The organism is Taklimakanibacter albus (assembly GCF_016595235.1).
GTDB lineage: Bacteria > Pseudomonadota > Alphaproteobacteria > Rhizobiales > Aestuariivirgaceae > Taklimakanibacter > Taklimakanibacter albus.
In genome coordinates this window covers 2,123,047-2,147,077 of record NZ_JAENHL010000008.1, presented here as the reverse complement: position 1 = coordinate 2,147,077, position 24,031 = coordinate 2,123,047, and the positions used below count along the sequence as shown (strand labels likewise).

General features: G+C 63.1%; 21 protein-coding genes. 12 read left to right on the top strand and 9 right to left on the bottom strand.

What is annotated here, in order from left to right:
* Nucleotides 1-26 precede the first annotated feature (26 nt).
* The 6 genes from JHL16_RS33235 to JHL16_RS33210 all read left to right on the top strand — a co-directional run bounded on the left by JHL16_RS33235 (nucleotide 27) and on the right by JHL16_RS33210 (nucleotide 5,951).
* Nucleotides 27-1,286 (top strand): allantoate amidohydrolase, encoded by a 1,260-nt coding sequence (locus tag JHL16_RS33235; RefSeq protein ID WP_200189121.1) that lies wholly within the window; start codon nucleotides 27-29, stop codon nucleotides 1,284-1,286.
* A 28-nt stretch (nucleotides 1,287-1,314) separates the two neighbouring features.
* Nucleotides 1,315-2,265, top strand: a complete 951-nt coding sequence (locus tag JHL16_RS33230) for a phosphotransferase (RefSeq protein ID WP_200189120.1) — start codon at nucleotides 1,315-1,317, stop codon at nucleotides 2,263-2,265.
* Nucleotides 2,262-3,206: a choline/ethanolamine kinase family protein gene (locus JHL16_RS33225; protein ID WP_200189119.1), complete on the top strand. Its 945-nt coding sequence runs from the start codon at nucleotides 2,262-2,264 to the stop codon at nucleotides 3,204-3,206. The genes JHL16_RS33230 and JHL16_RS33225 overlap by 4 nt, the downstream gene beginning before the upstream one ends.
* Before the next feature lie 24 nt (nucleotides 3,207-3,230).
* The gene (locus JHL16_RS33220) at nucleotides 3,231-4,013 is read left to right on the top strand and encodes a DeoR/GlpR family DNA-binding transcription regulator (RefSeq protein ID WP_200189118.1); all 783 of its coding nucleotides are present in this window, start codon (nucleotides 3,231-3,233) and stop codon (nucleotides 4,011-4,013) included.
* Between the two features lie 116 nt (nucleotides 4,014-4,129).
* Entirely contained in the window at nucleotides 4,130-5,068 is a 939-nt protein-coding gene (locus JHL16_RS33215) for a dihydrodipicolinate synthase family protein (protein ID WP_200189117.1), read from the top strand.
* A gap of 109 nt (nucleotides 5,069-5,177) precedes the next feature.
* A complete protein-coding gene (locus JHL16_RS33210) occupies nucleotides 5,178-5,951 on the top strand; it encodes an SDR family NAD(P)-dependent oxidoreductase (protein WP_200189116.1) in 774 nt (257 codons plus the stop codon).
* On the opposite strand, the gene JHL16_RS33205 is transcribed toward JHL16_RS33210, so the two are convergent.
* Nucleotides 5,952-6,689, bottom strand: a complete 738-nt coding sequence (locus JHL16_RS33205) for a FadR/GntR family transcriptional regulator (protein WP_200189115.1) — start codon at nucleotides 6,687-6,689, stop codon at nucleotides 5,952-5,954. It lies immediately after the preceding gene.
* Nucleotides 6,690-6,875: 186 nt separating this feature from the next.
* On the opposite strand from JHL16_RS33205, the gene JHL16_RS33200 reads away from it, so the two are divergent.
* Genes JHL16_RS33200 through JHL16_RS33190 form a run of 3 tightly spaced genes read left to right on the top strand, consistent with a single transcriptional unit; the run spans nucleotide 6,876 to nucleotide 10,420 of the window.
* Nucleotides 6,876-7,541 carry an outer membrane protein gene (locus JHL16_RS33200; protein WP_200189114.1) on the top strand — a complete coding sequence of 222 codons (666 nt, stop codon included), beginning with the start codon at nucleotides 6,876-6,878 and terminating at the stop codon, nucleotides 7,539-7,541.
* 12 nt (nucleotides 7,542-7,553) lie between these two features.
* Entirely contained in the window at nucleotides 7,554-8,540 is a 987-nt protein-coding gene (locus JHL16_RS33195; RefSeq protein ID WP_281436067.1) for a TAXI family TRAP transporter solute-binding subunit, read from the top strand.
* Nucleotides 8,522-10,420 carry a TRAP transporter permease gene (locus tag JHL16_RS33190; RefSeq protein ID WP_200189112.1) on the top strand — a complete coding sequence of 633 codons (1,899 nt, stop codon included), beginning with the start codon at nucleotides 8,522-8,524 and terminating at the stop codon, nucleotides 10,418-10,420. Before JHL16_RS33195 ends, JHL16_RS33190 begins: the two co-directional genes overlap by 19 nt.
* On the opposite strand, the gene JHL16_RS33185 is transcribed toward JHL16_RS33190, so the two are convergent.
* The 3 genes from JHL16_RS33185 to JHL16_RS33175 all read right to left on the bottom strand — a co-directional run bounded on the left by JHL16_RS33185 (nucleotide 10,365) and on the right by JHL16_RS33175 (nucleotide 13,304).
* Complete coding sequence (locus JHL16_RS33185) at nucleotides 10,365-11,840, bottom strand: class I adenylate-forming enzyme family protein (RefSeq protein WP_200189111.1); 1,476 nt, start codon at nucleotides 11,838-11,840, stop codon at nucleotides 10,365-10,367. The two genes, JHL16_RS33190 and JHL16_RS33185, sit on opposite strands and share 56 nt — an antisense overlap.
* Nucleotides 11,841-11,863: 23 nt before the next feature.
* Nucleotides 11,864-12,439, bottom strand: a complete 576-nt coding sequence (locus tag JHL16_RS33180) for a sigma-70 family RNA polymerase sigma factor (protein WP_200189110.1) — start codon at nucleotides 12,437-12,439, stop codon at nucleotides 11,864-11,866.
* Between the two features lie 253 nt (nucleotides 12,440-12,692).
* A complete protein-coding gene (locus tag JHL16_RS33175; RefSeq protein ID WP_200189109.1) occupies nucleotides 12,693-13,304 on the bottom strand; it encodes a LysE family translocator in 612 nt (203 codons plus the stop codon).
* A gap of 181 nt (nucleotides 13,305-13,485) precedes the next feature.
* Here JHL16_RS33175 and JHL16_RS33170 point away from each other — a divergent pair, with 181 nt between their 5' ends.
* Together JHL16_RS33170 and JHL16_RS33165 are read left to right on the top strand one after the other, a co-directional pair.
* Nucleotides 13,486-14,295, top strand: coding sequence for a hypothetical protein (locus JHL16_RS33170; RefSeq protein WP_200189108.1), 810 nt, complete (start codon nucleotides 13,486-13,488; stop codon nucleotides 14,293-14,295).
* 231 nt (nucleotides 14,296-14,526) lie between these two features.
* The gene (locus JHL16_RS33165) at nucleotides 14,527-15,675 is read left to right on the top strand and encodes an alpha/beta hydrolase (RefSeq protein ID WP_348647330.1); all 1,149 of its coding nucleotides are present in this window, start codon (nucleotides 14,527-14,529) and stop codon (nucleotides 15,673-15,675) included.
* On the opposite strand, the gene JHL16_RS33160 is transcribed toward JHL16_RS33165, so the two are convergent.
* Complete coding sequence (locus JHL16_RS33160; RefSeq protein ID WP_200189106.1) at nucleotides 15,672-17,126, bottom strand: pyridoxal phosphate-dependent decarboxylase family protein; 1,455 nt, start codon at nucleotides 17,124-17,126, stop codon at nucleotides 15,672-15,674. The genes JHL16_RS33165 and JHL16_RS33160 overlap by 4 nt on opposite strands.
* 183 nt (nucleotides 17,127-17,309) lie before the next feature.
* On the opposite strand from JHL16_RS33160, the gene JHL16_RS33155 reads away from it, so the two are divergent.
* On the top strand, nucleotides 17,310-20,156 hold the full coding sequence (locus JHL16_RS33155) for a caspase family protein (RefSeq protein ID WP_200189105.1): 2,847 nt from the start codon (nucleotides 17,310-17,312) through the stop codon (nucleotides 20,154-20,156).
* Between the two features lies 1 nt (nucleotide 20,157).
* On the opposite strand, the gene JHL16_RS33150 is transcribed toward JHL16_RS33155, so the two are convergent.
* From JHL16_RS33150 to JHL16_RS33135, 4 genes are read right to left on the bottom strand one after another with little or no spacing between them, the layout of a single operon-like run.
* Nucleotides 20,158-21,126 (bottom strand): ABC transporter ATP-binding protein, encoded by a 969-nt coding sequence (locus JHL16_RS33150; RefSeq protein ID WP_246771240.1) that lies wholly within the window; start codon nucleotides 21,124-21,126, stop codon nucleotides 20,158-20,160.
* Nucleotides 21,123-22,097 carry an ABC transporter ATP-binding protein gene (locus tag JHL16_RS33145; protein ID WP_200189103.1) on the bottom strand — a complete coding sequence of 325 codons (975 nt, stop codon included), beginning with the start codon at nucleotides 22,095-22,097 and terminating at the stop codon, nucleotides 21,123-21,125. Before JHL16_RS33145 ends, JHL16_RS33150 begins: the two co-directional genes overlap by 4 nt.
* Entirely contained in the window at nucleotides 22,094-22,960 is an 867-nt protein-coding gene (locus tag JHL16_RS33140; RefSeq protein WP_348647313.1) for an ABC transporter permease, read from the bottom strand. Before JHL16_RS33140 ends, JHL16_RS33145 begins: the two co-directional genes overlap by 4 nt.
* Nucleotides 22,941-23,885, bottom strand: coding sequence for an ABC transporter permease (locus JHL16_RS33135; protein WP_200189102.1), 945 nt, complete (start codon nucleotides 23,883-23,885; stop codon nucleotides 22,941-22,943). Before JHL16_RS33135 ends, JHL16_RS33140 begins: the two co-directional genes overlap by 20 nt.
* Nucleotides 23,886-24,031: the final 146 nt, after the last annotated feature.

The window sequence follows — 24,031 nt, the reverse complement described above, 5'->3', positions numbered from 1 at the left end:
AGAAATCTCACATTATCGGGCATTCCGTGAATATCACTCCGACCTCCGGGCCTCACGCCTCGTTCCATGCTTTGCTCAGCGGCTTCTCGCGTTTCGGCGCGACGGCGGCGGGCGGCATCCACCGTCCCGAAGGCACGCCGGCCAATGGCGAGGCGCGCCAGTTCATGGCCGACTGGCTGAAGCAGCGCGGCTACCGGCTGGTGGTCGATCGCATCGGCAACATGTTCGGCATCGTCGATTTCGCCGGGCCCGACGCGCCGATGATCATGACCGGCTCCCATATCGACAGCCAGCCCAATGGTGGCTGCCTCGATGGCACTTATGGTGTCGTCGCCGGCTGCGTCGCCGCCGAAACTATCGCTGCCGATATCCGCGCCGGGCGTCTCGCACCGAAGGCCAATCTCTGCATCGCCGCCTGGACCAATGAGGAGGGCGCCCGCTGGCAGCCTTCGACGCTTGGCTCCGGCACTTATGTCGGCGACTTCAAGCTCGATTACGCATTGGCGCGCCGTGACGGTGACGGTGTCAGTGTACGTGACGCGCTCAGCGAAATCGGCTGGCTCGGCGAAGACGAAGCACCGGCGCTGCCCTCCGCCTATGTCGAGTTGCATGTCGAATGTGGTCCGGTGCTGGAGCGGCGCAATCTGCGCTTCGGCATCTTCAAGCGCTGGTGGGGTTGCCGCAAGATCGAATTGCGCGTCGATGGCGCGCCGTCCCATACCGGTCCGACCTTGATGAGCGAAAGGCGCGACGCGCTCCTTGCGGCGGCGCAGATCATCACCGCGGTCCGGAGTTTCGTCGACCTGGTGCCGAAGGATGTGATGCATTCATCCGTCGGCCGCATCGAGGTCTCGCCGAATTCGCCCAACGTGGTGCCGAGCCGCGTCCGCCTCTTCATCGAATTGCGCTCGGCCGATGAGAAGGTGATCGACGACGCTTATGCGCGCCTCGAAGCGAAGATCGCCGAGACCGCCGCGGCGACCCAGACGCAGATGGAGATCGAACGCGACGAATATCGGCGGCCCGGCCGCTTCTCGGACTCACTTGCCGCGCTTGCCGAGGACGCCGCCCGGGACATGGCGATCGATGTTCTGGCGCTCGATACGATTCCCGCCCATGACGCGGTGCGTCTGGCGCCGTTTACGCCCTCGATCGTCATCGCCGTGCCGAGCATCGGCGGACTGTGTCATACGCCTCTGGAGCGCACCGATCCCGCCGATCTCGCTTTAGGGCTTGATGTTCTCACCAATATGCTCAGGACTCTGGTCACAAAGGGTGGTGTCTAGGATAGATACCGCGCAACAGGGAGGATCGATGTTCACATCGGTTGCGCAAGACAAAGAGAAGCTCGCTGAACGAGCTCGACGATTAGCACAGATCTCTGACCCGTCGCCCGCCTGGCGCGACGGTTGCGCGGCGCATGCCTCGCCGAGCTGGCGCGGCGTCGATGCCACCGGCATCCTTCTTGATGGTGCGCGTCCGGTTTTCGCCAAGGCCTATCATGGCGAGATATCACTCTATGGTCATTGGCCCTCGATCGTCGCTGCCGCGCGGCATGCCGGCGAGATCGGCGTCGGCCCCCGCGTCATTGCCGCCGATATCGAGCATGGGCTTCTGGTCATGGAAGCGCTGGATGATGGCTGGCGCGCCGCGACGCTCGCTGATATGGCGCCCGGCGGTAAATATGGTGTGGCCGCGCTGAAGCTACGCAAGGCGCTGCATGCGGGGCCGAAACTGCCACGCACGCTGACTGTTGGTGCTCATATCGAGGAATTGCATGACGCGCTGGCAGGCGCCGAGGCCTACCGTCCTGCTGATTTCCCTGAGCTGATCGGCAAGGCGCGCCGGATCTCCGCGGGCCTTCGCGCCGCCGGCTATGACCTCTTGCCCTCTCATGGCGACGGCAACGCCTCCAATGTGATGATCCATGAAGATCAGCCGCCGCGCCTCGTCGATTACGATCTCGCCGCCAATCGCGATCCTTATGAGGATCTCGCCTCGCATCTGGTTGAAGCTTTCTGGTTCACGTCCGATATGGCGGCCGTCTTCGAGGAGTTTCATGGCCGCGCCGATGAGAAGCTCTTCGCGCGCGTCCGGCTCTATGGCGTCGCCGATGATCTGCGCTGGGCCATGATCGGGCTTCTGACCTCGCATCTGTCGCCGCGCCGGTCGGTCGAATATCTCAAATTCGCCGAATGGCGGTTGTTGCGCGCCCGCATGGCGATGCGGCATCCCGATTTCGAAACCTGCTTGGGGCGTCTATGAGCGAGAAACTCAAATTTGGCCAGGCGCGGACCGCCGCCGAAAAAGAGGCGGAGGCGATGATCGCCACCATTCCGCTTTTCGCCGGCCGCCCTGTCTCTTATTCGATGGTGAGCGGTGGGCTTTCCAATTCGAACTGGCGTTTCGAGGTCGATGGCGACACGCGTCCTTATTTCCTGAAAATCCCGGGCAAGGGCAGCGAGCTCTTCATCAACCGCAAGGCCTCGAACCAGGCGGCGCGGCTGGCTTTCGAGCGCGGCGTCGGCGCCGAGGTCGTTTATTTCGATCCGGTCTCCGGATTGGAGGTTACTGAATTCCTCGACGGTTACCGCACCTCGACCAATGTCGACTTTCTCGATTCCGAAATCTGGGGAAGGGTGACCGATCTCTATCGCGAGTTTCACGCCTGCCCGCCTTTGATGATCACCCGCACCATCTTCGACATGACTGAGGAGCATATCGAGCAGGCCGCCGAGCTCAAATCGAGCCTGCCGGCCGACTTCGCCGTCCTCAAAGCCAAATATGACGCCGCCAAACGCGCCTTCACCGCCTCGGGCCTCGACATCACGTCCTGCTTCAATGATCCGATGCCGGGCAATTTCCTGCTGTCGCCCGACAATCAGGTGAAGCTCATCGATTTCGAATGGGCCTCGAATAATGAGCGTTATTATGATCTGGGCGTGTGGATCGGCGAGATGTTCTACAGCGAGGCGGTGGTGGAGGAGATCGCCCGGCGCTATTTCCGCTCCTCGTCGCCCCAGCATCCGGCCCGGCTCACCGTGATGCGCGCCGTCGCGGATTTCAAATGGGCGCTCTGGGCCATGGTCCAGGAGCGCATCTCGTCGCTCGATTTCGACTACCATAAATATGGCGCCTGGAAATTCATGCGCGCCCGGCTTTTCATGGATGATCAGCGATGGACGAACTGGCTTCATCTCGTATAATCGAGAAGCGGGGTGAAGGCTGAGATGATCGACCAGGACCTGCCAGCGCTGAGCGTTATCCGGCATCAATCGATCCTGCGTGAGCTGGAGGCGACCGGCCGGGTCAGGGTCAGGTCCCTGGCGCCCGCTTTCGGGGTAAGCGAAGAGACCATCCGCCGCGATCTGAGCGAGCTCGAGGCGAGGGGCCAGCTGCGCCGCGTCCATGGCGGCGCGGTGCGCCACGAGATCGATCGCGAGCAGCCCATTCTCGAACGCTCCCGCGTCAAGGCGCGCGAGAAGATCCATATCGGCCAGATCGCCGCCGGCCTGGTTCAGGACGGCATGTCGGTCTTCATGGATACCGGCTCGACGCCGGTCGCCGTCGCCCAGGCGATGGCCAAGCACAGCTTCGCCAATGTCACGGTGACCACCAATTCGCTCGATATCGGCAAGATCCTCGCCCATGCCGAGGGCTTACGCGTGCGCATGACGCCCGGCATGCTGCGCGAGAACGACAATGCCATCGTCGGCCACGAGACCTGCGATTATGTGCGCCGCTTCGCCTTCGACCTGTCGATCGTCGGCATCGCCGCCTGCGATCTCGAATTCGGCTGGATGGATTACGGCCAGGATGAAAGCGACCTGCGCCGCATCGTGGCGGGCAATGCCCAGCCGGTGGTGATCGTCACTGACGATTCGAAATTCGGCCGCCGCGCCTCGATCACGACCTATGCGCTCGACCATGCGCTTACAGTCGTTACCAACAAGCCGCCGCCGCCCGAATTCGGCGAGCGTTTCGCGGCTTCGGGCGTAAAAGTGATGGTTTGAGCCACGACAAATCAAAGGCTTAGCGTGGAAAGATAGATTGTATAAAATATTCAATAGACAATTTGTGCTCTTTCCGGTAGAAGCAGCGCCATAAACGCCGCTGTATGAGGTTAGCCATGACATCGAGCCGCTGTTCCTGGACGGGCGTGTTCCCGGCCGTCACCACCCAGTTCAAGGATGATGGGCATTTCACCCTCGATCTCGACGCCACCGCCCGCGTCATCGAAGGCCTGATCCGCGACGGCGTGTCGGGCCTCATCATCTGCGGCACGGTCGGCGAGGGCTGCTCGCTCACCGCAGCTGAGAAACGCTCGGTCTATGAGATGGCCAAGTCGGTCGCCAAAAAGCGGGTGCCGGTGATCGGCGGCGTCGCCGAATATACGACGCCGTTCGCCATCGAGACGGCGCGCGCCGCCGAAAAGATCGGCCTCGACGGGGTGATGGTCATGCCGGCGCTCGTCTATTCCGCCAAGCCCTTCGAGACGGTGGCGCATTACCGCGCCGTCGGCCAGGCGGTGAGCCTGCCGATCATGGTCTACAACAACCCGCCGATCTACAAGATCGACGTCACGCCGCAGATGCTCGCCGACCTCGCCGATGTCGAGACCATCGTCTGCTTCAAGGAATCCTCCGGCGACACGCGCCGCTTCATCGACCTGCAGGCGCTCACTGGCGACCGTTTCACCCTGTTCGCCGGCCTCGACGATGTCGTGCTCGAAAGCATCGCGGTCGGCGCGCAAGGCTGGGTGTCAGGCCTGTCGAATGTCTTCCCGCGCGAGGGTGAGACCTTGTTCCGCCTCGCGATGCAGGGACGTTTCGCCGAGGCGATGGCGATCTATCGCTGGTTCATGCCGCTGCTGCATCTCGATGCCCGCCCCGATCTCGTCCAATGCATCAAGCTCTGTGAAGCGATCGCCGGCCGGGGCTCTGCCCTGACGCGTCCGCCGCGCCTGGCGCTGCCTCAGGCCGAAGCGGCCGAGATCCGCGTCATGATGGAAAAGGCGATGGCCACCCGGCCGTCCCTGCCGGAAGTCGGCCTGGCGCGCGCTGCCTGACGCAACTCGCATTTTCTATGCCTCTCCTGTCACGCTGATGGGAGAGGCTTGACATTGGGCGGCCAATTTATCTTATAATATTATATATAATCATGGGAAGGAAGCCTTCATGCCCGACGCGCAGCAGCCGGATTTCAGCCTTGCCGGCAAGACCGTTCTCATCACCGGCGCCTCGCGCGGCATCGGCCGCGCCATTGCCGAGGGCTGCTGGCGCTCGGGCGCCGATCTCCTGCTCGGCGTGCGCGACAAGGAGAGCGTCGCCGACATCGTGCGTGCGGCGCAAGCGGCCGGCCGGCGGGCGCTGGCGCTACGCATGGATGTCTCCAACCTCGGCGAGATCCGCGCCGCCGTCGCCGACGGTCACCAGGCGATGGGCCGCATCGATGTGCTGGTCAACAATGTCGGCATAGGCCCCGAGGCGCCGGCAGAGGATGTCACCGAAGAGGGCTTCGACGAGACCGTCAATGTCAATCTGAAGGGCACCTTCTTCACCACGCAGGCGGTCGGCCGGCTGATGATCGCGCAAGGCGGCGGCCGCATCGTCAATATCAGCTCGCAGGCCGGTACCGTCGCTCTGCGCAACGAAGCGATCTATTGCATGACCAAGGCGGCGATCAATCACCTGACCCGCTGCCTCGCTTTCGAATGGGCAAGCCACAGGATCAATGTGAACAGCGTCGGCCCGACCTTCATCTGGACCGACGGCACGCGGCCCTTTCTGAGCGATGCCAAGTCTCACGACGCGACGCTGAACCACATTCCTCTGGGCCGCATCGGCGAGCCGATCGATGTGGTGGGCGCGGTGATTTTTCTCGCCTCGCCGGCCGCCTCCCTGATCACCGGCGCCAATCTGTTGATCGATGGCGGCTGGTCCTTAGGCTAGCTATTTCGCGCGTCTCCGGCCGTTCTTCAGGTGGCCGGTGATGAATTCGCGCGTCTCGTTCAGGAGTTTTTCCATCGTGCGCCGGGCCGCCTGCGGGTCGCGGGCGCGGATGGCGTCGAGCACCTTGCCATGCTGGGGCAGGAACACCGTGAAGGAGTCACTCGACGTCTGGTGGCTGATATAGAGACCGACGGCGATCAGATGGCCCATCTGGTGGAGGAGGGCATTTTTGCCGGCGGCGAGGATGGCGCGGTGAAAGCGCAGATCGGCGTCGATCGCCGCCGTGCTGTTGGGACTCACCTTCGTCATCTCGGCGAAGGCCTCGGCGATCTCGGCGATGTCGCTGGCGTGAGCGCGTTCGGCGGCGAGCGCCGCCGCCTGCGGCTCGATCATCAGGCGGATCTCGAACAGCTCGCCATAGAACTGCACCGGCGGCATGGCCCCGTAGCGCCAGCTCAGGACTTCGGGGTCGAGCAGATTCCAGTGCGTGGGCGGCATCACCCTGATGCCGGTGCGGGTCTTCGATTCGATGAGGCCGCGCGCCGCCAGCGACTTGACCGCCTCACGGATCACCGACCGGCTGGCGCCGAACTCCCGGCCGAGATCGGCCTCGATCGGGAAGGGATCGTCGGGCGTGAGGTCGCCCTTGATGATGCGGGTGCCGAGGTCCTCGACGACATGCGCGAAGAGGTTGCGCTTCTGTGCCCGCCCCAGCGCGAGCCTTGGCTGCTTGGTCATCGTCTTGCAGTTATGGAGATTCCGCCCTTTTGGCAAGCATGTCTAATTATATGATAATTGGGTAATGTGACTCATGGATTGAATTCCGGTTGCCGCCAGCTCCAAGGACTACAATCATAAATTGGCCCTGGAATTATTACCCAGCGGAGTCTATAAAACACGCCGGGTGCATATTCGGGGATTTCCATGAAGAAGCTGATTAAGCTGTCGGCTACGCCGGCCATCATTGCCGGCATGACGGCTCTCTCGTCCACCGCCTCCCTCGCGGCCGACGCTGACGTTCAATCGTCTTTCGACGATGTGAACTTCTATATCGGCGCCACCGGCGGCTATTTGACGGGCACCGCGAAACACGAGGTCGAATATTCGGGCGGCGGGAGCGATAGCGACACCACCAAAGCTGACTTGGGAATCCTGAGCGCAATTGTCGGTGTCGATGTGCGCAGCAATGGCTGGCTCTTTGGTATCGAAGGTGACATCGGCATACCGCTTGGCGATTTTCCGGACGATAATGATGTCTCCGAGGAAATGCAGTGGTCGGACATGAAGTACAACGCGCATCTTCGTGCCCGCGTTGGTCGCAGTGTCGATAATATCGATCTCTTCATCGCCGGCGGTCTGGCCATCGCCAAGTTCGAGTCGATCGATTGGGACGACGAGAATCGCAATACCACCCTGACCGGCTTCACCATTGGTGGCGGCGTCGATTGGGCTTTCAATGATCTCTTGAAGGCTCGTGTCGAGGTTCTCTATGACGACTACGGTGACGAAGATACGTTTGGTGATAACACTCAGTATTCCGGCGACTGGTCGGACGTGACGGTCCGCGGCGGCCTGCTCTTCACCTTCTGATCAGACACACAGATGCACAGATTTTGCCGGCACAAGGCTCTTGCATGGGCCTTGTGTCTCTTTGCTTTCATCATCGTCGGTGGACGTGCCGCCTCCGCAGCCGAACCTATCGGCATCGGCTCTACGCCGGCCGGCACGCCGTCCTACGCGATGGCACTCGCCGTCGCCAAAGCGGTGAAGGAGGAAGCAGGGCTCGATTTCCTGCCCAAGCCATTCAAGAGCACTGGCCAGGCTCTGCCGCTGGTCGATCGCGGGGAATTGCCCTTCGGCCTCTCCAACGGCGCCGAGCTCGCCGCCGCCTGGAACGGCACTGGTGCGTTCAAGGACCGCAACGCCAAGTCGCTGCGCCTCGTGGCACGACTCTTCCCTTTCCGCCTCGCTCTTGCGGTGCGCAAGGATGATCCGGCCCAAAGCCTCGCCGATCTCCGCGGCCGCACGATCCCGTCGGGCTTCACCGCCACGACGACCGGCGAGCAGCTCATCGCCGCCATGCTGTCGACAGCGGGCCTCACCTATCAGGATGTGAAGTCGGTCAAGATCGCCGACTTCCAGTCGATGCGCGACGCTTTCATCGACGGCCGCACCGATGTGACGATCTTCATCATCGGCTCGGGCGTCGATCAGGAACTGGCGCGCAAGGTCGGCGGTGTCAGATTGCTTGAGCTGCCGGCGGGCGATGAGGTCGATGCGAAGATCAAGGCGGTGCTGCCGGTGGCGCGCACCGAATTGCTCGATCCCAAGGATGGCGGTGAGATCATCGCCAAGCCGACGCGCATCATGTCTTATGATTTCTATCTCTATGCGCATGAGGCGGCACCTGCCGAAGCAGTGACGCCGCTCATTGCCGCTCTGCTCAATCGGCACGACACGCTGGTCGCCGCCTATCCATCCTTCTCTTGGCTTGGACGCGAGACGATTGTCGGCGAGATCGGCATTCCCTATCACCCCGCCGCCGAGCAGTCCTATCGCAGCCTGGGTCTATGGCCGGCGAGCCCGTAACGGGCGGAGCTGTCGCGCGCGCCGACAGGGGGCGTTCGTTTTTCTCGGATGTCCTGGCGGCCTGCCTCATTCTCTGGCCGCCGCTCTGGGTGTTCGATCCTTTCCATCTCATCCAGCCGCACCTCATGGTGGAGCAGTTCGCGGTGCTGGAGCTGGCCTTCTGCCTGGCCTGGGCGGTCTTCATGCGGCTGCCGGCCGGCCGGACCATCGCGGCGCTTGCCGTCATGGCCGTGCTTGTTCTGTGCGGATGGCTCTTCCTTCGTTTTCCCGACCTCACTCTGTCGATCTATGACGGCCGCAGCGAGACGCTCGTTCTTTCCGTTCTGTTGATGTCGGTCTGTTTCATCGCCGGCTGGTTTCTCGCCGGCCGCGGCCTCACGGTGCTGGTAGCTCTCTTCCTTCTCTACGGAATCCTGACCCTGCATTTCCCCAGCACCTTCTCGGCGCTGGGCGGCGGCACCCGCACCTTTCTCACCTACATGACCTTCGGCAGCGATGCGATCATCGGCCAGACATTGATCGTCGTGACGGTGACGGTCTCCTGCTTCGTCTTATTCGGTCGCGCCTTTCTTCTCGCCGGCGGCGCCAAGGCGATCAACGATCTCGCTCTGTGGCTCGGTGGTCGCGATGCCGGCGCACCAGTCAAGACGGCGGTGCTCGCGTCGGGCATGTTCGGCACCATCAGCGGCAATGCCACCTCCAATGTGCTGACCGTCGGCAGCGTCACCATCCCGCTGATGATGCGCTACGGCGTCAGACCCGCCACGGCTGGCGGCATCGAAGCGGTCGCTTCGACCGGCGGCCAGTTGATGCCGCCGGTGATGGGCACCGCCGCCTTCATGATGGCCGAGCTCACCGGTATCCCTTATGCCGAGATCGCGCTTGCAGCCCTTCTCCCGGCGCTGCTGTTCTATTTCGTTCTGCTCGTCGAGGCGCATCGCATCGGCAAAGCCACGGCCAAGCCGGCGGAGGCGGATGCGCCGCATGTCGATCGCGCCGCCGCGCTGCGGTCGCTGGCGATCTTCGCCTTCATCCTCATCGGTGTGAGCGTCCTGTTGTTCTGGTATGGCCGGTCGCCGGAATGGGCGGCGGTCCTCGGCATCCTGCTCTGCGGCCTCGTCGCAATATCGCGTGGCCGTCGCGCGCTTGCCTGGACAGCGGTGCGCCGTGAGCTGCGCGAGGTGGCGGCGATATTGGTGCCGCTGGTGGTGACGGCGGCGATCGTCGGCATCATGCTGGCGGTGATCAACACGACCGGCCTCGGCGTGATGCTGGCCTTTCTCCTCGAGCAGATCGGCGGCAAGGGTCTGTTCCTGTCGCTCCTCGTCGCCGCCGCGGCGAGCTATCTTCTGGGCCTCAGCCTGTCGACGGCGGCGGTCTATGTCATCAGCGCCACCTTGGTGGCGCCGGGTCTGGTGGCGCTGGGCGTACCGGTGATGGCCGCCCATCTCTTCGTGCTGTACATGGCGATGTTATCGATGATCTCGCCGCCCGTTGCCTTCGCCTGCCTCGCGACCTGCGGCCTGACCGGCGCCAGCTTCTCGGCCACCTGCCGCGAAGCCTTGCGGTTTTCGGTTCTGATCTTCTGGATCCCCTTCGTTTTCATCTACAATCCGGGTTTGTTGCTCATCGGTTCGGCCTGGCAGATCTTCGTGGCGTTGGCGACGGCGTCGGCCGCCGCTCTGGCCGCCTCGGCGGCGCTGGCGAGGACGCGCGATCGACTCGTGGAAGCGGTCCTCTATGCAGGACTGGCGATCCTTGTCGTCTGGCCGATGCTGCCGGACTGGTTGCGCCTTGTGGCGGCGGCGCTGGTCGCTCTGTGGTTCAGCCCGATAGCGCGCGGCTTCCGTGATCGGCAACCGTCGCAAAAAGCGCCTTGAGCTTCTGCTTGTCGACTTTTCCCGAAGCGAGCAGCGGGAAGGTCTTGAGGACCAGATAGCGCCGCGGCGTGATCTTGCCGATGCGCCGTGAGAATTTCTCATCGAAAGACGCAAGAACGAAGTCGGGCCCCGTGATGAGCGCCACGCAGACCGTCTCGAAGCCGGCGTCATTGCGCTGGCCGGTGACGGCGGCTTGGACTACGCCGGGTGCCTTGGCGGCGAAATCCTCGAGTGCTGGCCCGGACAGCTTGTTGCCGCCGACATTGATGACATCGGTGGAGCGTCCATCGAGGAACAGGACACCATTCTCGATCCGTCCGAGATCGCCCGGTTCGAACCAACCGTCGGCGTCATAGGGCGATGTCACACCGCTTTGCGCAATCAGCGCATAGGGGCGATGTTTTGCGGCGACGCGGATCTGCACGCGCCCGTTTTCTCCCTCGGGCAGGGCCTCGCCTGTGGGTGACAGGATACGCATCTCGGCCCAGGGCGCGATCCGGCCGATCGCTCCCGCCTGATCGGTAACCAGACCGGCATCGCCGAGCACGGTCGGGCCGGTTTCGGTCGAGCCATAGGCGACCACGATCTCCGGGCACAATGTCAGGCGGGCGCGCTCGAGGAGCGTCGCCGAAACCTGCGACCCGCCGACAATGATCTTCCTGAGAGCCGGCCGCGCCTTTGTCGCCTCGCGGGCATTGACGAGATCGACCAGGAGATTGGGCGTCGTCATGATCTCTTCGATGCCAAGCCGTTCGATCTCCGCCATCGTGTGGACGGCGTTGCGGCCCGGGAAGATGAGAAGTCCGCCGGAACGCAAGGTGCGGAAGCCGTTCTGGAAACCCCAGAGGGCCGCCATGCCGGGCGTGATCAGGCGTCTTGCGTGATCGGCGCCATGCATCTCGTCCTGCAAGGTGAGGCGGGCGATCTGGGTCGCGAAATTGAGGGCGAAAAACTTGCGCTCGCCGGTGCTCCCTGAGGAGGCGCAGATCAGCGCCAGCTCGGCCGGCACGCGGGTAACTTCGTCGTCGAGTTCGATCTCCTCGCCAGGCTGGGCCGCCCAGCTCTGATCGAAGCGGATCGGTTCGGGACCCGAATCGAAATCGAGGCTGTCGCTGATGATGGCGTCGAGCTTGACCCCGGCCTGGATCATATTGCGGGCGCGGTCACCGATGGCGGCGATGGCGCCGATCCGTGACAGGGCCGTCACCATCGAGATGATGGCGGCGGGATGCGTCAGGCTGACGGCGATGCATTGTCCGCGTGTGACACCACGGGCGCGCGCCTCACGCGCGAAGCGCGCAATGGTCTCACCCAGGCGCTGATAGGTGATGTCCTGGCCGTCCGGCGCGACGATGGCGACGGCGTCCGGCTTGGCCTCGATCGCGGGACGCAGGAGGTCGAAGAGATTTCTGGCCGTCATGAAAATCCGGTTGGGCGGGAGGTCTATGCCGCCTGTCCTTCAAGCAAGTCACGGCGTCGCGCAACAGGAATTTTGGGCTTGAGAAGGGCGCGGATCTTGTCGCGGCCGCGTGCGAGCCGCGACATGACCGTGCCGACCGGAATGCCGAGCATGTCGGCGGCCTCCTGATAGCTCAGTTCCTGGAGAGTGACGAGCGTCACGACTTCGCGCTGCTCCTTGGGCAGGAGGGCGACGACGCGAATGGCGCGGTTCAGGTCCGTCACATGTTCCTGCGTCGCCTCGCGTCCCTCGGTGGCGACCTTCATCTGCGCCACGGCATAGGTGGTGCGTACCGCCATCTGGCGGCAATGGCTGACATGAAGATTGTGCATCACGGTGAAAAGCCACGGTCTCAGATTGGCCTCGCTATGGAAGAGATGCCGTCGGCTCAGGGCGCGCGCGACGCAGTCCTGCACCAGATCGTCGGCGAGATGCGCGCTTCTGGTGAGCCGCAATGCATATTTTCTGAGCATCGGCAGTTCCGCGACGATCCTCTGATCGGCATAGCCGCGCGGCAGAGTTTCGGCGTTGGTCCAGTCGGTGCGATAGGCGACATTCATAGGGGGTATCCGTCCATGGCTGACGCAGGAGGGGCCGGAAAGCCGGTTGCCTGTGCGTGGAAGGGGGGAGCAGGGGCCCAGCCGCATGCGGTTCGCCGCGATGCCGGGCTTCGACATATTTCTGTCTGTCAGGACATTTCGACGTGTCTCATGGGACTTTCAGCCGTCTTGCTCACTATGGGGGCTTGGTGCCGGGTTTGCTTGAAGACGACCTTGATTTCTTCTTGAGTTATTCTTGACCTTGGGGCCGAATTCACTGCGCGGCGATCAGTAGAGCCGCGCCGGCCAGAGCCAGGGCGCTGCATTTGTTGAGGATTCTCGTATGCCCGAGCGACCCCAGGCGGCGCCGGGCAATCTCTGCCAGGGCAATGTAGCCGAGGTCGATGGCGGCCAGCACACTGACCAGGACGAGAGTGAGCTCGAGCCAGCTGGCGAATGAGATCTGGCCAAAGTCCACCACCGCCGGCAGCAGCGCAAGATAGAAGGCGATCACCTTGGCATTGGTGAAGGTGACCGCCAGTCCGGCGAGGAAGAGCTTCACGGGTGAGGTGCGTTCGGCCGGCTGTGGTCCCTTCGCGGCCGTCAAATCGAACCACAATCGATAGGCCAGAAAGGCGAGATAGAAGACGCCTGCCCATTTGATGAGTGTCAGCGCCCAGGCGAACTGGCTGAGCAAAGCCGAAAGGCCGAGCACCGCCACCGTGAAGAAGAAAACTTCGCCGATCCACAAGGCCGCGGTGAAGGGCAGACAACTGAAGCCGCCATGACTGATCACCCGCGCAACGAGCGCCACCGCGGTGGGGCCGGGCGAGATGGCGAGAATGAAGATCGCGGCGGCGAATAATCCGAGGGCTGACAATGTCATGGTGACATTTCCGTTGCTGATTGGGCTCGGGCCCTTCACATACGGGTCATCCTGAGGGATATTCCGCCATCGAAGAATCATGTCGCCGTGAAGGAAAAATCCAACAACTATCAAAGCCGGATCAGACTCTCGTCTCTAACCTGCGCCTTGCGTCGTCACTCTTCTCGGGAATTTCCAGAACATGCGGACCTTTTTCAAAGCCTTTGCCTTCGGCTTCGTGCTTCTTTGTCTCCTCGCTCCGGCCGTGATGGCCGAAGAGCGTCCGACATTGCTCTTCTCCTATGAGGTGTTGAATTTCGACATTCACAAGATCGATCCGGCGACAATGCCCTATGAACGGCGCGTCGAGTTGACCGAGGTGGCGCGCAAGAGCGAGCTTCCGGAAATTCTCGGCCTGTTGCAGATCGCTCCGGAGAAGATCTCCACCTTGCTGATGCCGGGCGGCTATAAGCTCGAGACCAATGCCTCGCTGCAATCCGCCATGGACGTGGACAACAAGACGGCCGATCGCTTTGCGGCGTCTTTGGGTTATGTCTTCCGGCAATGGAGTGTATTGATCACCGACTTTGCACCGGAAGGCGCGGGTGATACGGCCTATGGCGTCGTCACTTTCGATCATCCGATCGGCGCCGCCGAGGCGGCCTCCTTCTTCCGTCATGCGGCAAGCGTCAATCCCGCACTCGGCGAAGGCTTCACCGCTTTCGATGAGGAGATGTTTTTCCTCAATGTGACTGATGCGCAGGGCAAGCCTTACAGTGGTGTCAGCGACGAGACTTTCCTCGTCGATCTCAGCAAGGCGGCCGCGAGCTTCAAGGACGCAAAGGTCGAAGTGACCGGCACCGGTCGCGCCGATGCGCGCTTTGTCGAGAACGACTGGAAGGCGTCGCCTGACGGCGACGACTACGCCAAGGTCCTGGGAATGGACCTGGTGAGCCGGCTCGCGCCCCTGCGGGCCCGTTACGACGCAGCCTTGGCCCAGGCGCTCAAATAGCTCACCTCCCAGCGCCGGAATAAAGCACCATTCTGCCGCATATGTGGGTGCCGGGGGCTGTTTCACCGGCATTATTGTCAGGATACAATCCGGTTATCCGGACGCTGGACCGTGATTTGAACCAAGCGCGGTTTTGGACTATCACAACTCCTCGTCTTGGCTGGGAAATTGCTGGGGGCCGTATTGATCTATCGGTTTGGCGAACACCAGATTGATACCGATTTGTTCGAAGTGAAACGCGGCAGCGACGTGGTGAAGGTCGAGCCGCAGGTCTTCGATCTGCTGGTCTATCTCATCAGCCATCGTAACCGCGTGGTGAGCCAGAGCGAGCTTCTCGACGAGATCTGGTCGGGCAAGATCGTTTCGCTCTCGACGGTGGCGAGCCGCATCAATGCAGCGCGCTCGGCGATCGGTGACAGCGGCGCCGAGCAGAAGCTCATCCGCACCATCCAGCGCAAGGGCTTCCGTTTCGTCGGCGAGGTGAGTGAGGCGGCGGTCCCGCTGATGGAGATGCGGCGGCCATTCGAGACGGCCGACGCCCAGGACATTCGTTTCTGCACCACGTCCGACAATGTGCGCATCGCGTATGCGCTCGCCGGCAAAGGGCGGCCCATCCTCAAGGCGGGAAACTGGCTCAACCATCTCGAATATGACTGGAAGAGTCCGATCTGGAGTCATCTGCTCAGATGGATGGCATCCGACAATCAGCTCGTTCGTTATGATGCGCGCGGCAACGGCCTGTCCGACTGGGATGTCGCCGAGATCTCCTTCGCCTCCTATCTGCGCGATCTCGAAAGCGTCGCCGATGCCTCGGGCCTCGAACGCTTCACCTTGTTCGGCATATCGCAAGGCTGTGCCGTCTCCATCGCTTATGCGGCGAAGCACCCCGATCGTGTCGAGAAGCTCGTCCTCTATGGCGGCTTCGCGCGCGGCCGCCGCATCCGCGGCACGATCGAGGAGATCGAGCAGGCGGAAGCGATGCTCACCTTGATGCGCACCGGCTGGGGCCAGGAGAATCCGGCCTTCCGGCAGATGTTCACCTCGCTGCTCCTGCCCGGCGGGACGCCGGAGCAAATGCAATGGTTCAACGATCTCCAGAAGGCAACGGCGTCACCGCAGAATGCGGTCAGGATGCGTTTCGTGTCCGACACGCTCGATGTCAGCGGCCTTCTGGCGCAAGTGAAGGCGCCGACCCTCGTCCTCCACTGCAAGGATGACGCGGTCCAACCCTTCAGCGAAGGCATGTATATCGCGGCCGGCATTCCGGGCGCCCGTTTCGCCGGCCTCGAAGGCCGCAATCATCTCATTCTGGAGGGCGACCCCGGCTGGTCGAAATTCCAGGAAGAGGTCAGCCGCTTCCTGAATGACGGTAATGTTTAGGCAGGTTGGGCCACCGCCGCCGCGATGATGTCGAGTGTTTCGGCGATGCGGTCGGCATGGACGCGGTGCATGACGATGCAGACCCTGATGGTGAAGCGGCCGTCGATTTCGGTGCTCGACAGCAGGATACGCCCGCTCGCATTGATGCGGCCGAGCAAATCCTGGGTGGCCTGGTTTGCGGCACGGATATCATCGGCGCTGCTGCTTCGTGCCTTCATGCGGAAGGCGACGGTGCTGAGCTGCGGCTTCCACGGCACTTCAATCCGGGGGGCCGCGGCGAGCCTTTCATAGACATAGGCCGCGAGATCGAGCTTCTCGTCGAGCGCCGAGCGGAAGGCCGCCACGCCGTGAAGATGGAGCGGCAGCCAGATGCGCATGCCGCGCACGTCGCGGGTGAGCTCCGGCCCCATATGGGCGAAGTCGGGCAGATGCTCACCGCCATAGGTCTGCTTGTGGGACATGTCGCGCAGATAGGCGCCGTCGACCTCATGCGCCGTGGCCAGGAGCTTCGGATCGCGGGCTACGAGGGCCCCGACGCCGAAAGGCTGGAACAGCGTCTTATGCGGATCGAGCGCGATCGTGTCGGCACGCTCGATGCCGGAGAGACGTTCGTGTCCGCGTAGGGTGAGGCGGAAGAAGCCACCATAGGCTGCATCGACATGAAACCAGAGATCTTCGTCGCGGGCGATATCGGCGAGCCTGGGCAAGGGATCGATCGCGCCGGTATTGGTGGTGCCGGCCGACCCGACGATGAGGAAGGGCCGTTTGCCATGTGCCCTGTCGCCGGCGATCATGCGCCTGAGTGCGTCGTCATCCATGGTGAGGTCGCTGCGATGCGGAACGATGCGCAGGGCGGCGGCAGGGAAGCCCGCGAGGCGCGCCGCCTTCGCCACCGAATGATGGGTCTGTGCGCTGATATAGAGCGTGCCGTCGAAGAAATTCTCGCCGAGCCGTGTGTGGCGCGCCGTGATGATGGCGGAGAAATTGGCCAGCGAGCCGCCGCTGGTGAAGACGCCGCCGCTCCCCTCCGGCAGGCCACAGAGTCCGGCGAACCAACGCAGCACGCCGGTCTCGAGCGCCACGAGCGCCGGGGCGACGCGCGCCATGCTGGCAAAACGGTTGGTGATGCGGGCATAAAAGTCCGCCACCGCCGAGACCGAGAGCCCACCACCCGGCACGTAGGCGAGCATGCCGGGGCTGCCCGGCTCATAGGCATATTTCACCGCCTCATCGAGCTGGTCGAGCAAGGGGATGATCTCGCCTTGCGTCTCGGCCGGGGCCGCGAGCATGGCCTGGATGAGCGCGGCGGGCGGCGCCTCGCTCGGCACGGCCGGGCTCGCCGGAAGACTTTCGGTGAAGGCCATGGCGCGGGCCCAGACTTCATGGCCGAGTTCGGCCAGCTGGGCGCGCGTCGGTTCGAGGGGGTGAAAGCTTTGCGGATTGTGGAGCATGGCCCTTTGTGCCGGAAGGGTCGGCCCCGGGTCATGACGGCCATCTGGATTTTTTGTCCAATTTCCGTTGAGGGCGCCACTCAATGTCCTGAAATGCCCCGTCACTCCCAGGGGTCCGCCACGATCCGGCCTTTCTTGCGACCGGGGCTTTGGATAGTTTTGGACCATCTCGGCAGGCATATCGTGACGGCGTTCAAGCACTGGCTGATTTTTATCCTGATCTGTGTCTCGGGCAGCTTCCATGCTTCGGCCGAGGAGGTGAAGCCTTTGCGCGGCGTCGCCCTCATCATCGGCCAGTCGGCCTATGCCCATATCCAGCCTCTGCCCAATGCCGGCCAGGATGCCCGTGCCATCGGCAAGCTTCTGACCGATCTCGGCTTCGAGACCCGTAATGCCCCCGACCGCAATGCCAAGGCGTTGAAGCGTGAGATCGAGCGTTTCATCGAGGACGCCGAAGGGGCCGATGTTGCTTTCGTCTATTACGCCGGACACGGCATCGAGGCGGCGGGTGAGAACTGGCTCGTGCCCGTCGATGCGGATCTGTCTTCGCTCGATGACGCGGCCACGCGCCTGGTGGCGGCCTCGCCGATGGTCGATCGCCTCAAAGAGACCGTGCCGGTGGTGATCTTTCTCCTCGATGCCTGCCGCAACTCGCCTTTTCCGGCGAACGCGCTGCTGAAGCCCGATGCGCAATCGGCGGCCGCCCCTATTGTCCAGACCGGCCTCATGCCGTCGCGGGGCGTGGCGCTCATCGAGGACCAGCCGGCGCCGGTCGAGAATGTCGGCGTAGTGATGGGTTTCGCCGCCGAGCCTGGCAAGGCGGCGCTCGATGGACCCAAGGACGGCAACTCGCCCTATGCGGCGGCCCTGCTGCGCCATCTCTCCGCATCGAATGGCACCGCCTTCGGCGATGTCATGACCATGGTGACCGAAGAGGTCTATCTCGACACCGGAACGCGCCAGCGTCCGTGGATCAATGCCAGCATGCGGCGGCTCCTCTATTTCGGCATGACGCCGGAAGCGGGCGACAAGGATGAGGCGCAAATCACCGGCGAACGGCGCCAGCTGCTCCTGACGATCGCCAGCCTGCCGCAGATGGGCCGCCGCCAGGTCGAGGCGATCGCCAAGTCGGATCAGGTCCCGCTCGATTCGCTTTACGGCATGCTGCGCGCCATGGGCGCCGCGACGCCGAAGGATCCGGCCGAGCTCGACCGCGTTCTGCGCGCCCAGGCGGAAAGGCTCAAGACGATCCTGGCCGAGACAGCCGTGCTGAAACGCGCCGATCCGGAGATCATGCATCTTTCATCACTCGCCGATCGCGCTCTGGCCGAAGGCGCGGTCGCAACGGCCGTCTCATTCCGTGAGCAGGCGAAGCAACGCGCCACGACAGTGAGCGATGCTCTCGCGGATACCGAAGCGTCCTTGAAGGAACGGCGGCTCGAGATTGCCAATGTCTTCGCCAAGAGCGGCGAAACTTATGTGTTGGCCTTCAATTTCGCTGCCGCGGCCACGGATTTCGCCAAGGCCTTCGAGCAGGCTGAACGCTGGGACATCGAACGTGCCGCGCGATACAAGATTCTCGAAGGCGAATCTCTGACCAATCAAGGACTTTACCGAGCGGATTCCGAAGCCCTCAAGGAAGCGATCGAAGCCTATCGGCAGGCTGACCGGATAATTTCGGAGGCGGACGATCCGGCAAACTGGGCGAAAGTCCAGACCGGCCTCGCTTCGGCGATGAAGACGCTCGGCGAACGCGACTCGAATACCGAGACGCTGAAGGAAGCTATCGCCTTCATGGAGACGACGCTTTCCAAGAGGACATTCGAGAATGCCTCTCTTGATCGGGCCGGGCTTCGCAATCAACTGGCGATCGCGCTGTGGAAACTCGGCGAGCGTGAGGCGGGGACGCTGTCGTTGCAGCGCGCCGTCGGCGTTTATGAGTCGGCCTTGACGGATCTTCCCGCCGGCTACGCGCCTCCAGCTCGGGCTCTGATCGAGAACAATCGTGGCGTTGTGTTGATGGCGATTGGTCAGCGTGAGCGTGGAACGCAGAATCTCGAGCAGGCGATTGACGCTTTCGAGCTGGCTCTCACGACATTCAACAAGACCGAGACCCCCTACAACTGGATCATGTCGCAGAATAATCTCGGCCAGGCTCTCCGCTACAAGGGTGAAAGAGAGAGCGGAGTCGAGACGCTGCAAAAGTCCATCACGGCCTTTCGCACCGCCTTGGCCATGCTTCCGCGCCGGGAAATGCCTGTCCAATGGGCGAGCACGACCAGCAATCTCGGCATGGCGCTCTGGCGTCTGGGTGAAAGGGAGGTGGGTAATCAATCGCTCAACGAAGCTGCTGTGGCCTTCTCGGCAGCGCTCGAGGAGCTGGATCGCAAGGAAGTGCCTCTCGACTGGGCCGCGCTTCAGAACAATCGCGGTTTGGTTCTCCTGCGTTTGGGCCAGCGTGAGCTTTTGCCGGCAAGCCTCATGCAGGCCGTATCAGCCTTCGAGCTGGCTTTGCAGGAGCGTCGCCGCGAGGTCGTGCCCCTCCAGTGGGCGGAAAGTCAGAACAATCTCGGCACCACTCTGCTTTCGCTCGGCCAACGTGAGCCGGGAACGGTGTCTCTGCGCCGGGCTGCCCAGGCCTTTGAGGCGGCATTGGCTGAGGCGACGCGGGAGCGCCTGCCGATCGACTGGGCGACGACCTCGACCAATCTTGGGGCCACCCTCGCGGAGATTGGCAAGCGCGATAGAGATACCCTGTCTTTGGATCGCGCGGTCGCCATGTTGCGAGATGCCCTGACCGAGAACACACGTGAGCGCGTGCCGCTCGGCTGGGTTGAGACTCAATATTATCTGGGCAATGCGTTGCTGGAGCGCGGCCGGCTCATTGGCAGCAAACTGGATCTCGAGCAGGCGAGAACAGCAATGATGTCAGTTCTCGACTTCGTGAAGCCAATGGGCGATGCAGCCCAGAATGCACATCTGGAGGCGCGTATCGACGAGATTGATGCCGCTCTAGACGCGCTCCAATAGCTCACGCCGGATTGTGGCAGGCGAAGCGGTGGTCGGCCGACGGCATCTGTTCTTCCGGCATGGCGGTGCGGCAGACTTCGCGTTTGAACAGGCAGCGCGGGTGGAACTCGCAGCCTTTCGGCCGGTTGAGCAGGCTCGGTGTTTCGCCTTCCGCCTCGATGACATAGGAGGCCGCTTCAGGCTCGGCCTTGAGATTGGCGGACAGCAGCGCCGTCGTATAACGGTGGCGTGGCGCCTTGAAGATATCATCGGTCAGGCCTTCCTCAACGATGCGGCCCAGATACATGACCGCCATGCGGTCGGCGACGTGGCGCACCACGTTGAGATTATGGGTGATCATCAGGAAGGTGGTGCCGAATTTGCGCTGCAGATCGCGCATCAGGTTGAGCATCTCACCTTGGATCGAGACATCGAGGCCGGCGGTCGGCTCATCGGCGATGACGAGCTTGGGCCGGAGCGCCAAAGCCCGGGCGATCGAGACGCGCCGCGCCTGGCCGCCCGACAATTGATGCGGATAACGCTGGGCGAAATGAGGTGAGAGGCCCACATCGTCGAGAAGCCGTGCGATCTTGCCGTCGAGATCCGCCGTCTCGCCATGCACCTTGAAGGGCTCGGCGAGGATGGCGCGCACGCTGAGTCGCGGGCTGAGCGACCCGATCGGGTCCTGGAAGATCATTGCGATCTCGCGCCGCACCCCGCGCAAGGCGGCTTCGCTCAGGCCCGAGATCGTCCGGCCGGCGAAATCGACCTGGCCGCCTTCGATCGGCACGAGCCCGGTGATGGCGCGCGCCAGTGTGGTCTTGCCGGAACCTGATTCACCCACCAGCGCATAGGTGCTGCCGGCCTCCAGTGTGAAGGAGACGCCGGCCACCGCCTCGATGGAAGAGGGTTGGCCGGTGAGCCTGGCGGCAATCCGGCTATGTATCGGAAAGCGGATGACGACGTCGCTGACTTCGAGAAGCGGCGTCATGAGGCGACGAGCTCGCGGGCTTTGTGGCAAGCCGCCTGATGGCCAGGCCGAACCGTCACTTCGGGCGGCCGCTCGCCGCATAGCGCGAAACGTTCGGGGCAACGGTCGCGAAAGATGCAGCCCTGTGGCACATGGACGAGATCGGGCAGTTCACCCGGAATGGTCGGCAGGATCTCCTGCCGCTCGGTGATGCGGCCGGGATCGCATTCGAGCAGCTTGCGTGTATAGGGGTGGCGCGGATCGCGAAAGATGTCGCCCGCCGTTCCCTGCTCGACGACTTCGCCCGCATACATGATGGCGACGCGTCCACACAATTCCGCCACCGCGCCCAGATGATGTGAGATGAACAGCACCGAGCATCCGATGTCGCGCTGAAGCTCCCTCAGCAGGTGAATGACCTGCACCTCGAGCGTGGCGTCGAGTGCCGTCGTCGGCTCATCGGCGATGAGCAGATCGGGCTCGGTCAGGAGCGCCATGGCGATGCAGATACGCTGGCGCATGCCGCCGGAAAATTGATGCGGATACTGGTCGAGGCGGCGCGCCGCATCGGGCATGCGCACTTTCTCGAGGAACTCAATGGCGCGCCGCCGCTTTTCGGATGTACTCGCCCGCCGCCGATATTGGATGGCGGTCATTTGCGCGCCGATGGTTAGCACCGGATTGAGCGCCGTCATCGGGTCCTGGAAAATGGTGGTGATACGTTCGCCGCGCAGTTTGCGCATCGCATTTATGGGCAGGCCGACCAGTTCCTGGCCATCGAAGCCGATATGACCCTTCACCGCGCCGGTATTGGCCGGCAGGAGGCCGATGATCGCGTTGATGAGCGTCGACTTCCCGCAGCCCGATTCACCGATGATGCCGACGATCTCGCCGCGTCCCACCTGGAGCGCCACGTCGCGCAGCGCCTTGAGATCGCCGCGCGGCGTGCGGAAGGAGACCGACAGGCCTTTGATGTCGAGGAGCGGGCTCATCCGTCCTGCCTCAGTCGCGGATCGAGATGATCGCGCAAGGTTTCGCCCAGAAAGGTGAAGCCGAGTGTGGCGATGATGATCGGGAGGCCGCCGGCGATGGCGGGCCACGCGCTTTCGCGAATGAAGGCATAGCCGTCATTGAGGATGGCACCCCAGGAGGGTGTCGGCGGCCTCACCCCAAGTCCCAGAAAGCTCATGCCGGCCTCGATGGTGATGACGACCGGAATATCCATCGAGACGAGGATGACCAGGGGGCCGATAAGATTGGGCATGATATGGACGGCGAGGATGCGCCAGGACGGGGCGCCGAGGCTTCTGGCCGACAGCACGAATTCGGTGGTCTTGAGCGACATGGTCTGCGCCCGGACCACCCGCGCATAGCCGGGCAGTGTGGCGAGCACTACCACCAGCACGACGGCGGCGAGGCTCGGGCCGGTCAGCGTGACGAGCGCCAGCGCCAGCATCACGGTCGGGAACGCGCGGAGAGAATCGAAGAGCAACAACAGCAGCGAATCGAGCCAGCGCGGCCCGTAGCCGGCGATCATGCCCAGGATGAGGCCGCCGATGAAGGAGATGCCGGTCGCGACGAAGGCGACGCCGAGCGCGATGCGGGCGCCATGGAGCACGCGGGTGAAGAGATCGCGGCCGAGATGATCGGTGCCGAGGAGATGAGCGAAGCTCGGATCGTGGAAGCGGTCGCGCATCGCGAGCTTCGAGGGACTGTAGCCGGTGAAGCCGGCGAACAGCGCGCCGAGCACGATGAGGAGGACGAGGCCGATGCCGAGCAGTCCCATCGGCTCGCGCAGTATGCGCCCGAGCCGGCTGTCCCGGAAGCTTAACGTATCAAAGGGTTGATCGGACACGGGGATCCAGTCCCGCCGCGACGAGGTCGGCGATCAGGGTGCACAGAACATAGAAGCCGGTGGTGATCATCACCGCGCCCATCACCACCGGATAGTTGCGGGTGCTGATCGCATCGAAGATCAGCTTGCCGACACCTGGTCGCGCAAAGACAATTTCGGCGAAGACGGCGCTCGAGATCATGTTGCCCACCCCCATGCCGAGCAGCACGACGGTCGGGATGATGGCAATCTTCAGCGCATATCGATAGGTGATGGTGCGTTCCTCGAGGCCGAAGGCACGCGCCATGCGCACATGATTCTCGCTCAAGACCTCGAGCATCGAGGCGCGCACCATGCGGGCGAGATAGCCGACCCAGCCGAGCCCGACGGCGAGCGACGGCAGGACCAGATGATAGAGCTGGTCGAGCGGTGCGCCGCGGTCGCCGGCGCCGATGGTCGGGAACCAGCCGAGCTTCACCGAGAAGAGCAGCAGGCCATAGATGGCGATCACAAAGGAGGGAAGCGCGATCGAGCTCACCGACAGGATGCCGACGATGCGGTCGGCGAGCGAGCCGCGATAAAGGGCGGCGAAGCAGCCGAGCGGAATGCCGATGAGCGCCGACCAGGTGATGCTGGCGAAGATCAGCGCCAGCGTGAAGGGCACTTGCTCCATGACCGTGACCAGCACCGAACGGTTGGTCAGCACGTCGGTGCCGAGATCGCCGGTGAGCACGCGGCCGAAGAACCGGGCGATCTGCACCAGCGCCGGCTGGTCGAGCCCCATCTGCTGGCGAAACATCTCGCGCATCTCGGGCGAGGCGAGGGGGCCCAGAAGCACCGCCGCCGGATCGCCCGGAATGAGCTGGATCATGCTGATCAGCAGGATCAGCGCCACCGCCGTGATGATGAGGGCTAAGCCTAAGCGCTTCAGGGCGTAGAGGAGCATTCTGTCGCCGCGCCTTTTACCCTCGCCCCCAACGGGGGAGAGGGAGGGACCCATTGCGCAGCAATGGGAGGGTGAGGGGGAACTGACAGCGACGTCTTCTCAATCTCGCAAATCCCTTCTGCCGGTTCCCCCTCACCCTAACCCTC